The 14,790-nt window shown below is 51.6% G+C and carries 8 protein-coding genes; 2 read left to right on the top strand and 6 right to left on the bottom strand.

Annotated elements, in window-relative coordinates:
* The first annotated feature begins 182 nt into the window (after positions 1 to 182).
* Both AC0KUT_RS02540 and AC0KUT_RS02535 read left to right on the top strand, forming a co-directional pair.
* Positions 183 to 2,714: an ExeM/NucH family extracellular endonuclease gene (locus tag AC0KUT_RS02540; RefSeq protein WP_488833283.1), complete on the top strand. Its 2,532-nt coding sequence runs from the start codon at positions 183 to 185 to the stop codon at positions 2,712 to 2,714.
* 55 nt (positions 2,715 to 2,769) lie between these two features.
* Positions 2,770 to 3,381 (top strand): cohesin domain-containing protein, encoded by a 612-nt coding sequence (locus AC0KUT_RS02535; RefSeq protein ID WP_488833281.1) that lies wholly within the window; start codon positions 2,770 to 2,772, stop codon positions 3,379 to 3,381.
* A 66-nt stretch (positions 3,382 to 3,447) separates the two neighbouring features.
* Here AC0KUT_RS02535 and AC0KUT_RS02530 read toward each other — a convergent pair whose 3' ends face one another.
* From AC0KUT_RS02530 to gltB, 6 genes are all read right to left on the bottom strand, one after another.
* Complete coding sequence (locus tag AC0KUT_RS02530; RefSeq protein WP_488833279.1) at positions 3,448 to 4,215, bottom strand: TerC family protein; 768 nt, start codon at positions 4,213 to 4,215, stop codon at positions 3,448 to 3,450.
* Positions 4,216 to 4,258: 43 nt separating this feature from the next.
* Positions 4,259 to 5,671, bottom strand: a complete 1,413-nt coding sequence (locus tag AC0KUT_RS02525; RefSeq protein ID WP_488833277.1) for a TolB family protein — start codon at positions 5,669 to 5,671, stop codon at positions 4,259 to 4,261.
* Between the two features lie 164 nt (positions 5,672 to 5,835).
* Complete coding sequence (locus tag AC0KUT_RS02520) at positions 5,836 to 7,218, bottom strand: cyclic di-GMP phosphodiesterase (RefSeq protein ID WP_488833276.1); 1,383 nt, start codon at positions 7,216 to 7,218, stop codon at positions 5,836 to 5,838.
* Positions 7,219 to 7,415: 197 nt separating this feature from the next.
* A complete protein-coding gene (gene hemE, locus AC0KUT_RS02515) occupies positions 7,416 to 8,483 on the bottom strand; it encodes a uroporphyrinogen decarboxylase (RefSeq protein WP_488833275.1) in 1,068 nt (355 codons plus the stop codon).
* Positions 8,484 to 8,621: 138 nt separating this feature from the next.
* Complete coding sequence (locus AC0KUT_RS02510; RefSeq protein ID WP_488833274.1) at positions 8,622 to 10,040, bottom strand: FAD-dependent oxidoreductase; 1,419 nt, start codon at positions 10,038 to 10,040, stop codon at positions 8,622 to 8,624.
* A gap of 60 nt (positions 10,041 to 10,100) precedes the next feature.
* A complete protein-coding gene (gene gltB, locus AC0KUT_RS02505) occupies positions 10,101 to 14,549 on the bottom strand; it encodes a glutamate synthase large subunit (RefSeq protein ID WP_488833271.1) in 4,449 nt (1,482 codons plus the stop codon).
* Positions 14,550 to 14,790: the final 241 nt, after the last annotated feature.

Raw genomic sequence — 14,790 nt, 5'->3', positions numbered from 1 at the left:
TTCCCATAACTTCGCCTTAAACAGCTACCGCCTGCACAGGGTTATTGCGCCTTGACGCCCAACCTTCGCAGTCACAAAAACATCATCTAAACGTCTAACTCCCGCCACGGATCAGTAACATTCTCCCCCTAAGCTGCGCAGCGACCCGATCCACTTGCGATCACCCCCATCAAGGAGCAGCTATGACTATTTTCGAGCGCCTAAAATCCCCCCTGGCAATTGCCTGTACCCTCGGCGCACTCAGCGCTTTTCCGGCGAGCGCAGCCGTTTACTTTTCTGAATACATTGAAGGCAGCAGCAATAACAAAGCGCTGGAAATTTATAACAGCGGCACTCAGGCCATAGATTTAAGTGGCTACAAAATCGAGATGTATTCCAACGGCAATAGCACGGCCAGTGTGACTATTGCGATGACGGGGAGCATTCCTGCGCTGGGCGTATGGGTCGTCGCTCATGGCAGTGCCGACAGCAGCATTGTGGCAGTCGCCAATCAAACCAACAGTTCGGGCTGGTATAACGGCAATGATGCTGTAGTACTTAAAAACGGCACCAGTATTTTGGATGTTATCGGCCAAGTGGGTTACAACCCAGGTACAGAGTGGGGCACAGGCCTTACCAGCACAGCCGATAATACCTTGCGCCGCAAAACCTCAGTCACCAGCGGCGACACCAATCCCGCGGATGCTTTCGACCCCGCCCTTGAGTGGGAAGGCTATGCCACCAACACCTTTGATGGTTTAGGCAGTTATCAAGGCAGCAGTAATGGTGGCGGAAGTAACGGCGGTAATGGCGATGGAGGAACAGTGCCAAGTAGCGCTTGCGGTACCAGCAGCACCTTAATCTCCAGCATTCAAGGCAGTGGTAGTGCCAGCCCCTTAGTTGGCACCAACGTATCGATAGAAGCCATTGTGGTCGCCAACTTCCAAGGCGCCAATCAACTGGGTGGCTTCTTCCTGCAGCAAAGTGATGCACGCGCGGATGACAACCCGCTCACCTCTGAAGGGATTTTTGTTGTCAGCACTACGCCCGTCGCACTGGGCGATAAAGTGCGCGTTAGCGGCACTGTTGCTGAGACCTTCGGCCTCACGCAGATGACTGCCGCGCAAGTTTCAGTGTGCGCAAGCAACCAAAGCCTGCCAACGCCCGCAACTATCAGCCTGCCGATTGCCAGCTTGGATGCATTTGAAGCTATCGAAGGCATGAGCACCTTGATCAGCCAAACCCTCACCGTCAGCGAAACCTATGGCTTAGGTCGCTACGGCCAACTAGTATTGTCAAACGGGCGCTTGCAACAACCGACCAATGTCGTAACGCCGGGCGCTGCCGCCAATGCACTGCAAGCACAAAACAATTTGAACCAACTGCTCTTGGATGATGCGAGCAATACACAAAACCCTGATCCTATCCCCTTCCCCGCAGGCGGCCTGTCGGCTAATAATCCTGTGCGCAGCGGCGATACGGTTGCTAATTTGCGCGGCGTGATTTCTTACGACTTTGGCGAATACCGCTTGCTACCCACCAGCACTCCTAACTTTAGCCAAAGCAACCCACGCCCTGCCGCGCCAACGGCAGATAGCAGTGCAAACTTAAAAGTCGCCAGCTTTAACGTGCTCAATTTTTTTAATGGCGATGGCCTAGGCGGCGGCTTCCCCACCGCGCGCGGCGCCAATAATGCCGCCGAATTTGCCCGCCAAAAGGCGAAGATTGTAAGCGCGTTAAAAGGTTTAGATGCGGATGTAATCGGCTTGCTAGAAATTGAAAACGATGGCTATGACAATTACAGCGCTATCGCCGAGTTAACCATTGCCTTGCGCGCAGCAACGGGCAACAACAGCTGGACCTACATTAACCCCGGCCTGAGCAAAATTGGCACCGACGAAATCGCCGTGGGCTTTATCTATCGCGGCGATCGCGCCACCGCCATAGGTACCAGTGCTATTTTGGATTCATCGATTGAACCGCTGTTTATCGACACCAAAAACCGCCCAGCACTGGCGCAGAGCTTCCGCGCCATGCAAGGTCGCGGCGTTATTACGCTCGCCATTAACCACCTAAAATCCAAAGGTTCCGACTGCAATGACCTAGGCGATAGCGACACCGGCGACGGCCAGGGCAACTGCAACCTAACCCGTACCCAAGCTGCGCAAGCATTGGCCAATTGGTTGAGCCGCGACCCCACGCAAGTAGGCGATAGCGATTACTTGATCATCGGCGATCTCAATGCCTATGCCAAAGAAGATCCCATTAGCACGCTCACTAACGCTGGCTTCACTGACTTGATCGCCCGCTTTGGCGGCAGTAGCGCCTACTCCTATGTATTCGATGGCCAAGCCGGTTACTTGGATCACGGCCTCGCTAGTCGCTCGCTCAACCCGCAAGTGTTACTCGCCGCCGACTGGCATATAAATGCCGATGAAGCCATCAGCCTCGACTACAACACCGAATACAAATCCGTCGCGCAAATTAATAACCTCTACGCACCCAACGCCTACAGATCGTCCGACCACGACCCGCTATTAATCTCGCTTAAATTAATTATCGATTTAGATGGCGACGGCGATGTAGACAAAAACGATCTGCTCGTAGTTACCCGCGCACGCGGCATCACCCCAACCGCCTTGGATCAGCGCGATGTAAATGGCGACGGTACGATTGATGTGCTGGATGCCCGCGCCCTGAGCTTGCAGTGCACGCGCCCTGGCTGCGCACTTTAATCAATCTTATGCGCAGGCTTGCCTTCAAGCCTGCCACTTCATTACGGAGTTTATTATGAAAAAAATTATCGCAAATTTGCTAGCACTAAGCTTTTGCTGCGCCTTCAACGCCCAGGCTATTAGCATCGACCTGATCCCCCAACACAACAATATTCAACTCGGCAACACAGTAGATGTTGAAGCGCGCATTAGCGGCTTAGATGCAGGCAGTGCTGCTTCACTCGGCAGCTATGAACTCAACCTGCATTATGACGCGAGTTTGTTTAGCTTCAGCTCGATTCAATGGGGCGATAATCTTGTGGGCAACCAACTGGATTTACTCGGTTTTGGTAGTCTGCAAGATGCAAACTCAGCCACCAGCGGATTGCTCCAACTATTTGAGGTATCCATAGATTCAGCTGATGACCTAAATCTGCTGCAAGCCGGTAGTTTCACCCTGTTCAAACTGGTGTTTAACACTGTCGCAGTGGGCGCAGCCGATTTCTCCATCAGCAATTTAGTGCTGGGCGACGCCTATGGCTTGACCCTGAACGCAGACAGCATCACAGGCAACCGCGTCACAGTAAGCACAAGCACTGAATTGCCAGAACCTGCGAGCTGGCTACTATTGCTCGGCTTATTGGCGGTAGTCGTGTTGCGCTATAGAGTTCACCAACATTCGAAATAAAACGATTGCAGCAAAAACAAAAGGCCGATCACTGATCGGCCTTTTGTTTTTTAGTGAGCGATCAAATTACTCGCGCTTACTCACATCTTGCTCACTAAACTCTTTGCGCAACTGCAGCGGCTTTTCCGTCGTCTTACGCATTTTGATGTTAATCATCTCAACGCCTAAGGAGAACGCCATGGCGAAATAAATATAGCCCTTAGGCACATGCACCCCAAAGCCTTCGACCATGAGGGTAAAACCGACGATGACTAAAAATGACAGCGCTAAAATTTTAATGGTAGGGTGGCTATCCACAAAATCGCCAATCGCTTTGGCCGCAAATAACATCACGCCCACGGCAATAATAATCGCCGTTGCCATAATCGGCACCTGGCTCACCAAGCCTACCGCCGTGATTACCGAATCGAGTGAAAAAACGATATCGAGAATGGCAATTTGCGCCAGTACCATAGCCAAGCCATTGGCCGTCACATTCGGCGCTTCATCTTCTGCCCCCTCTAAGCTGTTGTGAATTTCATGAGTCGCTTTGGCGATAAGAAACAGGCCGCCGCCAATTAAAATAATGTCGCGCCCCGATACCGCGTATTGAAATACACTGAATAATGGATCGGTTAAGCCCATCACCCAAGCCAATGAAAACAACAGCGCGAGGCGTGTCAGCATTGCCAAACCCAAACCGGCATTGCGCGCAAAGCGGCGCTGCTGTTCGGGCAAGCGGCCCACCAAAATAGAAATGAAAATAATATTGTCGATGCCCAGTACAATTTCTAGGGCAGTAAGCGTTGCCAAAGCAACCCAAGCTTCAGGGCTAGCGATCCATTCAAACATCATAGGTTCTCGTTAAAAAATAGGTAGACACGGTGTCGGTGTGAGGTTATTCAACTACCAAACACGTATTGCTCACAAAAGCCACACGACTGCTATCGGGCGACCAAGAAGGGACGTTGATTGTACCCTGCCCGCCGTAGACATAGGCGATAACCTGCGGCTCAGCGGCATCTTCTTTTAAGCTCAAACTACGTAAATAGACGTGCTGATAATAGGGATGCTTATCGGCCTGCATTTCCGGCAGGTAGGATAAAAACACCAAGCACTGGCCATCGGGCGACACATGAGGGAACCAGTTCTGGTAATCATCAAAGGTGAGCTGGGTTGGCGCACTGCCATCGGCGTTCATACGCCACAACTGCATGGTGCCAGTGCGCGCAGAATTAAAATAAATGTACAGGCCATCGGGCGAATATTCCGAACCATCATCCAGCGCCGGTTGATTGGTTAACTGGGTTTCAACCCCTGAGCCCTGAGTATCGGTGCGATAGATATCGAACTGCCCATTGCGCTCAGCCGTGTAAATCACAAACTGATTGTCGGGCGACCAACCGTGTAAATAAGAGGGCCCTTGGCTTGTTAACTGCACTGGCGCGCCACCGCTTGCGGGTAACTTATAAATGATCGACTTGCCCTGATGCTCCGCAGAGTGATGACTGATAGCCAGCTGCTGGCCATCGAAACTCAATACATGATCGTTATTGTTTTTTAGCGCAAAGCCCGTGTCGAGCGCGCTAACCGTTTGCGTCGCCAGGTCAAAACTAAATAGGCACCCTGCGGAGTTGTAAATTAAGGTGCGACCATCAGGCGTCCAGTTGGGCGCTTCTATACCAGCACTGGTAGAGTAAACTATTTGGCGCGCGCCTGTTGTCACATCAAGTATTTCTAGATGACTGCCGAGATAATCCGTATAAGGAACCAACCCTTCCCACGCCGGAATACTCAGGCGAAGATTATAAAAATCGACGCTGCAGGCGTGTGTATCTGTGCGCACATATAAGCCTATCGCCAACGCCGCTTCAGTCTCATCTAATGGCAGCAAATCTAGAGCTAAGCTGCTGAGGCAATCGCCAAACTGTGCATAGGAAAACACCAACTGATTGCCTTTACGCTCTACTTGCAACACATCCGCCGCTCCTAGATCGCTACAGCTAAGCTGCGTGCCATCAACATGTGAAATAACAAGCTCAGCCAGCCCCTGAGCATTTAGCGCCAATTGCCAGCAATGGTTACTAGAGCGCAACTCTAAACCTGCACTCGTTGCAGCAGCTAAAGCACGCAGCTGGGTGTTGATAATAAAATCTCCCTCCAGCTTCACATAGAGCCATGGCGCGCAGCTACTGTTCGCGCTCAAACGATAAGTCTGCGCGCTGTGGTCATAGGTGTAAGCGCTGGCAGCGCCTTCATAGCAGCTAAACATTCCTAGCCTAGCGTTTATACGGCAGACATCTTTATTCATGGCCTGATTCTCTCTTTGTTATGTGTTTTTTGGGGACATAGCGCGTGGAACAGCGAATAGCGATGCAGACTTAGCCTCCTCATCCAATTAGGAAACCACTGCCAATAAAAAAGCCACTGCCGATTAATCGACAATGGCTTGGAAAACAGCAACCTAAAAGTAAATTAGCTTTTAGTCGTAAGGCGACTCAAGAGCGCCATAAGGCCTTTTTTCTCAGTACGCATGAGATAGTGATCGCGAATTGCAGTGATATCAACATCGAAACTGCCGGGTTCAAGATCTCGTGCAATTTCGATTTTTTCAATTTCATAACGGGTTTTTTTACCCGAATCTAACAGCTCTTGTTTACGCCTGTCGTCTTCCGACAAATCCAACAGTAAATACTCATCGAGCGGCGACTTTATTGCATCGAGCACCACTATCACCTTGGGCTTTAAGCGGCGTTCAAAATTTTGCTCTACCACAACGGCCACTTCACCCGTACTCAACTCCACCAAAGTTCCCGTAGGATAAAGACCAATGGCGCGAATGAACTCTACAACCAACTCTTCTTGAAATTGTAAATTGCGCAACTCGTACAGCTTACCTACCGCCTTGGAGGGCGCTATAGGATGGCGCGAACCGCGCGGATTGGTGACATGATCATAGTAGGTGACTATACCGGCAATCTTGCCTAACAGAGGTATCTTGTCCCCTGATAAGCCCTGCGGGAAACCGCTGCCATTTAAACGCTCGCAGTGGGTTTTCACGACACTGATCACCCGCGGCTCTACGCCAGGCGTCTTGCGCAGAATATCAGCACCCAATTCCACAAAACTTTCGTAAACACGCTCTTCTTCTGCGGTCCGTTCAAGTTTCGCAAGAAGCTTGGTATCGAGCATGACCTTGCCCACATCCTTAAGCAAAACCCCCATAGCCAATACATCCAACTCGCGTTTGGGTAAGCCGATATGACGCCCAAACAAAATCGCCCACACCGATGAGCGCACAGCATGGCTATAGGTATATTCATCTTTTTCTTGTACCCGCGACAACCAGGTAAAGGCATCGGGGTTGCGCAATACGCTGTCGACCATTTCACTGGCAACGCGTTTCGTTTCGCCTAGCGAAGTACCATCGAGCTGATTGTGCTCCAGCTGCTCTACCATCTCCGAAACAGCGCCGTATACTTTTTGATGTAATTGCCGAGCTTTTTTGACTTCTTTTTGGAGCGGCTCTACTTCGCGATAGAGACCGCGCTGAATTTTTAAGGGTGCAACCGTTTCATTAAAGGTACCCGAGCGCTCGCGAGGATTAGTCGCCTTTTTACCGCTGGGGCCTATGGCTTTTAAGTTAGCAGCTATAGGTCCACGCCCTTTTTCTACGTCGATATAAACGTAGTTACAGAGGCTTTTAAGTTGATTGATTTCACCAAGGTCGCGTAGGTAAAAGCCCTGCAGCGGAAAGGGAGTTTGCGACCAAGGCCGATCCAAGCCCGACACATACATGCCGATACTTAATTCATTGACATCAATCTTTACCTGCTTGATTCCCACAACAACTCCCATGTTGCCACTCTGGGTGGCGAGCTAGATCAGCGAACTTTACCAGATATAGATGCACACTTATCGTCAAATTAACTAATTTGCGGCACACATCTAAATTGGCATGCACCGAACAAACGTAAGACACTTGTGGCGAGTGTAATCAAGATAGTTGGCAAGCACCAGAGCCCTAAGACCAAAGTGCCTAAATCAGCGACGACCTACTGATGATACTGGGCCGACAGCTCGTGTATGGACTCAATAAAAGCCCCCGCATGAGCGGGATCAACCTCGGGCGTTATACCGTGCCCCAGATTAAATACGTGCCCAGAGCCTGCACCGTAGGCTGCCAAAATAGAGGCTACCTCTGTGCGAATGCGCTCAGGTGAAGCATAGAGAATGGTCGGGTCCATATTGCCCTGCAAGGCGACTTGCTTGCCAACGCGCGCGCGCGCCTGGCCAATATCCGTCGTCCAATCCAAGCCCAATGCTGTTGCACCTGTAGCCGCCATAGCTTCAAGCCACTGACCGCCACCTTTGGTGAACAGAATGACTGGCACTTGGCGACCTTCATTTTCGCGAATCAAGCCCGCCACAATTTTTTGCATATATTTAAGCGAAAACTCTTGGTAGGCCGCATGCGACAGAGCGCCGCCCCAGGTATCAAATATTTGTACCGCTTGCGCACCGGCAAGAATTTGCGCATTCAGGTAAGCGATAACTGAATCAGCCAATACATCCAACAACTGATGCATGAGTTGCGGTTGGTTGTAGAGCATTTCTTTAGCGCGACGGAAGTCGCGGCTGGAGCCACCTTCAATCATATAGGTCGCAAGCGTCCAAGGGCTGCCGGAGAAGCCAATCAAAGGCACACGGCCATTGAGTTCGCGACGAATGGTTTTTACCGCGTTGACCACGTAGGGCAAGTCCTGCTCCGGTTTAATGACTTGCAGGGCAGTTATATCCGCCTCGGTGCGCACTGGCTTGCGAAATTTGGGGCCTTCACCGGTTTCAAAATACAAACCCAAGCCCATGGCATCGGGAATAGTGAGAATATCGGAAAACAATATCGCAGCATCTAAGCTTGGGTAGCGATCGAGTGGCTGCAGCGTAACTTCGCAGGCCATTTCAGGGTTGGTACAAAGCCCCATAAAGTCACCCGCGCGCGCGCGACTAGCGCGGTACTCAGGCAGGTAGCGACCCGCTTGGCGCATCATCCATACAGGGGTAGCATCTACAGGTTGTTTTAGCAGTGCACGCAGGAAGCGATCATTTTTTAAGTCGGTCATTATTATTTCCTCGATGCCAGTATTGCACTGGCAGCTAGCCAAAAACTGGCGATTGCCGTAAAAACCCCGGCCAGATAGCACTAGCCCCGCACAAAGCGGGGCTAGTTAAGTTAACTAAGCAATGGAATTCTACCCCAATTAAACTTGCAGGTAATCCAAAATACCTTCAGCTGCTTCGCGCCCCTCCCAAATCGCCGTAACCACCAAGTCCGAGCCGCGCACCATGTCGCCACCCGCAAACACCTTAGGGTTAGAAGTTTGGAACTTGAACTGCTGCTTTTCAGCGGCAACCACGCCACCCCAATCATTGGTCTTCACGCCATTGGTTGCAAACCAAGGCTGTGGATTAGGACGGAAACCGAAGGCGATCAGCACTACGTCGGCAGGCAGAATTTCTTCTGAGCCGGGCACTACTTCTGGACGGCTGCGCCCCTTATCGTCAGGTGCACCCATCTTAGTGGTCACTACTTTAACGCCTTCAACTTTGTCGTTGCCTACAATCGCAACAGGCTGACGGTTGAATAAAAACTCTACGCCTTCTTCGCGTGCATTGGCCACTTCGCGCTTGGAACCGGGCATATTCTCTTCGTCGCGACGATAGGCACAGCTCACACTGCTGGCGCTTTGACGAATTGAGGTGCGATTGCAATCCATAGCGGTATCACCACCACCGAGCACAACCACTTTTTTACCTTTTACGCTGATGAAATCGGCCGCGTCTTTTTCAAAACCGAGGTTGCGGTTTACGTTAGACACCAGGAACGGCAAGGCATCGTAAACACCGGGTAACTCTTCACCGGGGAAACCGCCTTTCATGTAGGTGTAAGTACCCATACCCATGAATACTGCATCGTAATCGCGCAGCAAGTCTTCCATGGTGATGTCGGTACCCACTTCGGTATTCAAACGGAATTCGATACCCATTTCGGTAAAGATTTCACGGCGACGTGACATGACCGATTTTTCTAACTTGAACTCAGGAATACCAAAGGTCAGCAAGCCACCGATTTCCGGGTACTTATCAAACACCACCGGCTTAACGCCGCTGCGCACTAAAATATCCGCACAGCCAAGGCCCGCAGGGCCAGCGCCAATAATGGCGACTTTCTTGTCAGTCCAGGTCACCTTAGACATGTCTGGTTTCCAGCCCATGGCGAAAGCAGTATCGGTAATGTACTTTTCAGCATTGCCGATAGTCACCGCACCAAAGCCATCGTTCAGGGTGCAAGCACCTTCACAGAGACGATCCTGTGGGCACACGCGACCACAAACTTCGGGCAGCGTATTGGTTTGGTGACTCAGCTCTGCCGCTTCAAAAATATTGCCTTCAGAAATAAGCTTCAACCAGTTGGGAATGAAGTTGTGCACTGGGCACTTCCACTCGCAATAGGGGTTGCCACATTCCAGACAGCGATGGGCTTGACCCGCCACTTCATCTTTGGTGTAGGGCTGGTAGATCTCCACAAACTGGTGTCTGCGAGTGTTCATGTCTTTCTTGGACGGGTCTTGACGACTCACATCCTGAAATTGAAATACGTTACTTAAGCGTGCGGCCATTTGTTCTGCCTCTCATAAATCCACAAGGGTAATTTGCCTAGATGACTGAGCAATCCGCGGTTATTCGCCGCGCTGCTTAAAGCTCACCAAGAGACTGCCCAGGCTCGCCGCCTTGGGTTTTACCAACCAGAATTTGCCAATGTAATCATCGAAGTTATCGAGCAACTCCTGCCCCCAAGCACTGCCGGTTTCACGCGTAAACTCGTCGATGACGCTGCGCAAATGGTTGCGATGGGCTTCCAGAGTTTCATTGTTAATGCGGTGAATATCTACCAACTCGTGGTTATATCTGTCCACGAAGTCATTGGCCTCATCCAATACATAGGCGAAACCGCCGGTCATACCCGCGCCGAAGTTCAGGCCCGTTTGGCCCAACACCGTCACCACACCACCGGTCATGTATTCGCAGCAGTGATCGCCTGCACCTTCAACCACAACATGAGCGCCGGAGTTGCGCACACCACAGCGTTCACCCGCCGTACCTGCAGCAAACAACTTACCACCGGTCGCACCGTACAAACAGGTGTTACCCATAATGCTGGTTTTATTCGACTTGAATTCAGAGGCGCGCGGTGGACGCAATACTAACTTACCGCCCGCCATGCCCTTACCAACGTAGTCGTTGGCATCTCCTTCCAAATACATGTCCAAGCCGCCGGCATTCCACACACCAAAGCTCTGACCGCCGATACCGGTCAACTTCAAGGTAATTGGCTTATCGGCCATGCCTTGGTTGCCGTAGCGTTTAGCAATTTCACCACTGATACGCGCGCCAATGGAGCGGTCGCAGTTGGTGATATGGAAACTAAACTCACCACCGGTTTTGGCTTCAATAGCGGGCAATAGCTCACGCACCATGGCTTCTGCTTTAGCGCCCTCATCGAAGGGAAGGTTGCGCGCCACACCGCACACTTGTGGCTTGGTCGCCAAGAAGTCATCGGTATGAATAATCGGGCTCAAATCCAGCTGCTGTTGCTTGGTGGTTTCGCCCTGCAAGACTTCCAGCAGATCCACGCGGCCAACCAATTCACCCAAGCTACGCACACCCAAGCGGGCCAGCCATTCACGAGTTTCTTCGGCCACGAACTTGAAGTAGTTCATCGCCATTTCAACGGTGCCAATGTAGTGATCTTTACGCAGTTTATCTTGTTGAGTAGCAACACCCGTCGCGCAGTTATTGAGATGGCAGATACGCAAGTACTTACATCCCAAGGCCACCATAGGGCCAGTACCAAAGCCGAAGCTCTCGGCGCCAAGCATGGCCGCTTTAACCACGTCCAAGCCAGTTTTCAAACCGCCGTCAGCCTGTACCCGCACTTTATCGCGCAAGTCGTTAGCACGCAGGGTTTGATGGGTTTCAGACAACCCTAATTCCCACGGCGAACCCGCGTATTTGATCGACGTCATTGGACTTGCTGCAGTGCCGCCGTCGTAGCCGGAGATAGTAATCAAATCCGCATAGGCCTTAGCCACACCGGCAGCAATAGTACCTACACCTGGGCGCGATACCAGCTTCACGGATACCAGCGCTTCGGGGTTGACTTGCTTCAAGTCAAAAATCAGCTGCGCCAAGTCTTCGATCGAATAAATATCGTGATGCGGAGGTGGCGAAATCAGGGTTACGCCAGGTACTGAGTAACGCAAACGAGCAATCAGTTCGTTTACTTTACCGCCAGGCAACTGACCACCTTCACCGGGCTTAGCACCCTGAGCAACTTTAATTTGCAATACTTCAGCATTAACCAAGTAAGCGGGGGTCACGCCGAAACGGCCAGAAGCCACCTGCTTAATTTTGGAGGTTTTGATGGTGCCATAGCGCAGCGGATCTTCACCGCCCTCGCCTGAGTTAGAGCGGCCACCCAAACGGTTCATGGCTTCGGCTAAGGATTCATGCGCCTCAGGTGACAAGGCACCGAGGGACATACCCGCCGAATCAAAACGCTTAAAGATAGTTTCCGCAGCCTCTACCTCGGACAGAGGAATAGGCTTGCAGTCAGCGCGAATCGCCAGCAAATCGCGCAGCATGGAGACTGGGCGTTTGTTGACCAAATCGGCATAGTCACGCCAAATGGCATAGTTACCGGTTTGCACTGCTTTTTGTAAGGTTTGCACCACATCGGGGTTGTAAGCGTGATATTCAGAGTTGTGCACATACTTGAGCAAACCACCCTGAACAATCGATTTGCGCTCCAACCAAGCTGTTTGCGCCAAGGCTTTTTGATCGACTTCTAGATCTTCAAAGCGCGCACCGCCCACCCGTGAAGGCGTGCTTTCAAAACAGATGCTCACAATCTCGTCCGACAAACCAATGGCTTCGAACAATTGCGCGCCGCGATAAGACGTAATGGTAGAAATACCCATTTTCGACAAAATTTTGAGCAAGCCCTTGTCGATACCCTTGCGGTAATTTTTATAGGCGCTATCCACATCGCTCAGCAGCTCGCCCGACTCAATCAAATCATTGAGCACGTAGTAGCTGAGGAAGGGATAAACCGCCGTTGCGCCATAGCCGATCAAAGCCGCAATTTGGTGTGGATCGCGCGCGCTACCGGTTTCAATGATGATATTGGCATCGCAACGGAGGCCAACATTGGTGAGATGCTGATGCACCGCACCTACCGCCAAGAGTGCTTGAATTGGCAATAAACCTTTTTGAAAGTCGTTATCGCTCAGCACCAAAAGCACAGCACCGCCTTTAACGGCAGCTTCGGTATCAGCACAGAGTTTGGCCAAGGCCGTTTTCAAATTGCTCGCCGCAGGGTCGTAGTGCAGCGAGAATTGCACCAAGGGATAACCTGGGCGATTCAACGCCAACAAGCCGCGGAATTTAGCGGGCGACAACACCGGCGAACTTAAGATGATGCGATCAGCGTGTTCTGGCAGCTCGTCATAAACCGGTAATTCGCGGCCCAAACAGGTTTCCAGCGACATCACAATCGCTTCGCGCAGCGGGTCAATCGGAGGATTGGTAACCTGTGCGAACTGCTGACGGAAGTAGTCGTAAAGTGAGCGCTCTTGACGCGACAACACCGCCATAGGGGTATCGTCACCCATGGAGCCAACCGCTTCCTGACCACCTTCAGCCAGCGGGCGCAATAACAGATCGCGCTCCTCATTGCTGACTTGATACATTTTCATGTTGGCTTTGAGTGCCAAGCCGGTTAGGCCATTTTCTTTAGCATCGGTGTTGAGTGTGGATTCAACACGCAGGGCGCGCTCTTTCAGCCACTTTTTATAGGGCTGAGTCATTTTCAATTGATTGTCGATATCGGCTGTACTGTGCAGGGTGCCGGTTTGGGTGTCTATCGACATGATTTGGCCTGGGCCAAGGCGCCCTTTAGCCACTACATCTGCAGGCTCGTAGGCGTACACACCCACTTCTGAGGCCACGGTAATAATGTCGTCTTTGGTGATAACCCAACGCGAAGGGCGCAGACCATTGCGATCGAGCGTACAAACCGCATAGCGACCATCGGTGATTACCAAACCAGCGGGACCGTCCCACGGCTCTACGTGCATAGAGTTGTATTCGTAGAAGGCGCGCAGATCTGGGTCCATATTTTCAATATTTTGCCAGGCAGGCGGCACCAGCATACGAATCGCACGGTGCAATTCCATACCGCCCAGCATCAAGACTTCGAGCATATTATCGAGGCTAGAGGAGTCAGAACCAGTGCGGTTTACCAGCGGTTTAACACTTTGCAAATCAGGCAGCAAAGGGGTAATAAATTTGGGGGTACGCGCTACCGACCAGTTGCGGTTGCCCACTACTGTATTGATTTCACCGTTGTGCGCCAACATACGGAACGGCTGCGCCAAGGGCCACTGCGGAGTAGTGTTAGTCGAAAAGCGCTGATGAAATACACAGATAGCCGTTTCCAAACGCGGATCGGCCAAGTCGGCAAAAAAGCGCGGCAAATCAACAGGCATCATCAATCCTTTGTAGGAGATGACACCGGTATTCAAGCTGGCCACATAAAACGCTTTGTCGCTTGCGAGGCGCAATTCGGCTTTGCGGCGCGCCATAAACAAGCGGGCATTCACTTGCTCTAAGGGCAGATCGCTGCTGTTGACAAACACATGGCTAAACAGCGGCAGAGACTTGAGCGCTATAGGGCCAAGGCAGCTTGGATCTACCGGCAGATCGCGCCAGCCAGCAACGACTAAGCCCTGAGCAACAAGTTCTTCGCCTAGCACCTTGCGTGCCTGCTCCGCTTGCGCGGTATCGCGGCTCAGCATCACCGAACCTACACCGTAAATGGGTGTCAATTCCGCCACACCTGCCTCTTTGGCAACAGTGCGCATAAAGCTGTCGGGCTTCTGCAATAGCAGACCACAACCGTCACCGGTTTTACCGTCGGCAGCAATACCGCCGCGGTGGGTCATACAGGTCAGCGCTTCAATAGCGGTGCTAAGTAGACGATGGCTGGTTTTGCCCTTCAAATGGGCAATCAAACCAAACCCGCAGTTATCTTTGAACTCGTCTATCCGGTAAAGGCCAGTGGTCATAGGCTGCTTCTCAACAATAATCAGTCTCAAGGGAATAGGATTTATAGGCCTAAAGCTACTTTATAATACAAAAGCCGCGCCAGATCCTACCCCAGACAAAAAAGCCCCTAGGGTGAAGGGGCTATGGACAAATGGGCGCAGGATATTACCCGCTTAAAGGTTCATTAGCAAGCTAGGCACCCCTAGGGCAAGTTGAAAATGCCGCCACCCCATCACAGCTAAACACTCACCATTGCCGCCT

Source organism: Cellvibrio sp. 25HG11W-0 (assembly GCF_057815475.1).
The sequence above is the reverse complement of the archived record's forward strand: the minus strand, read 5'-3'. Positions and strand labels throughout refer to the sequence as shown.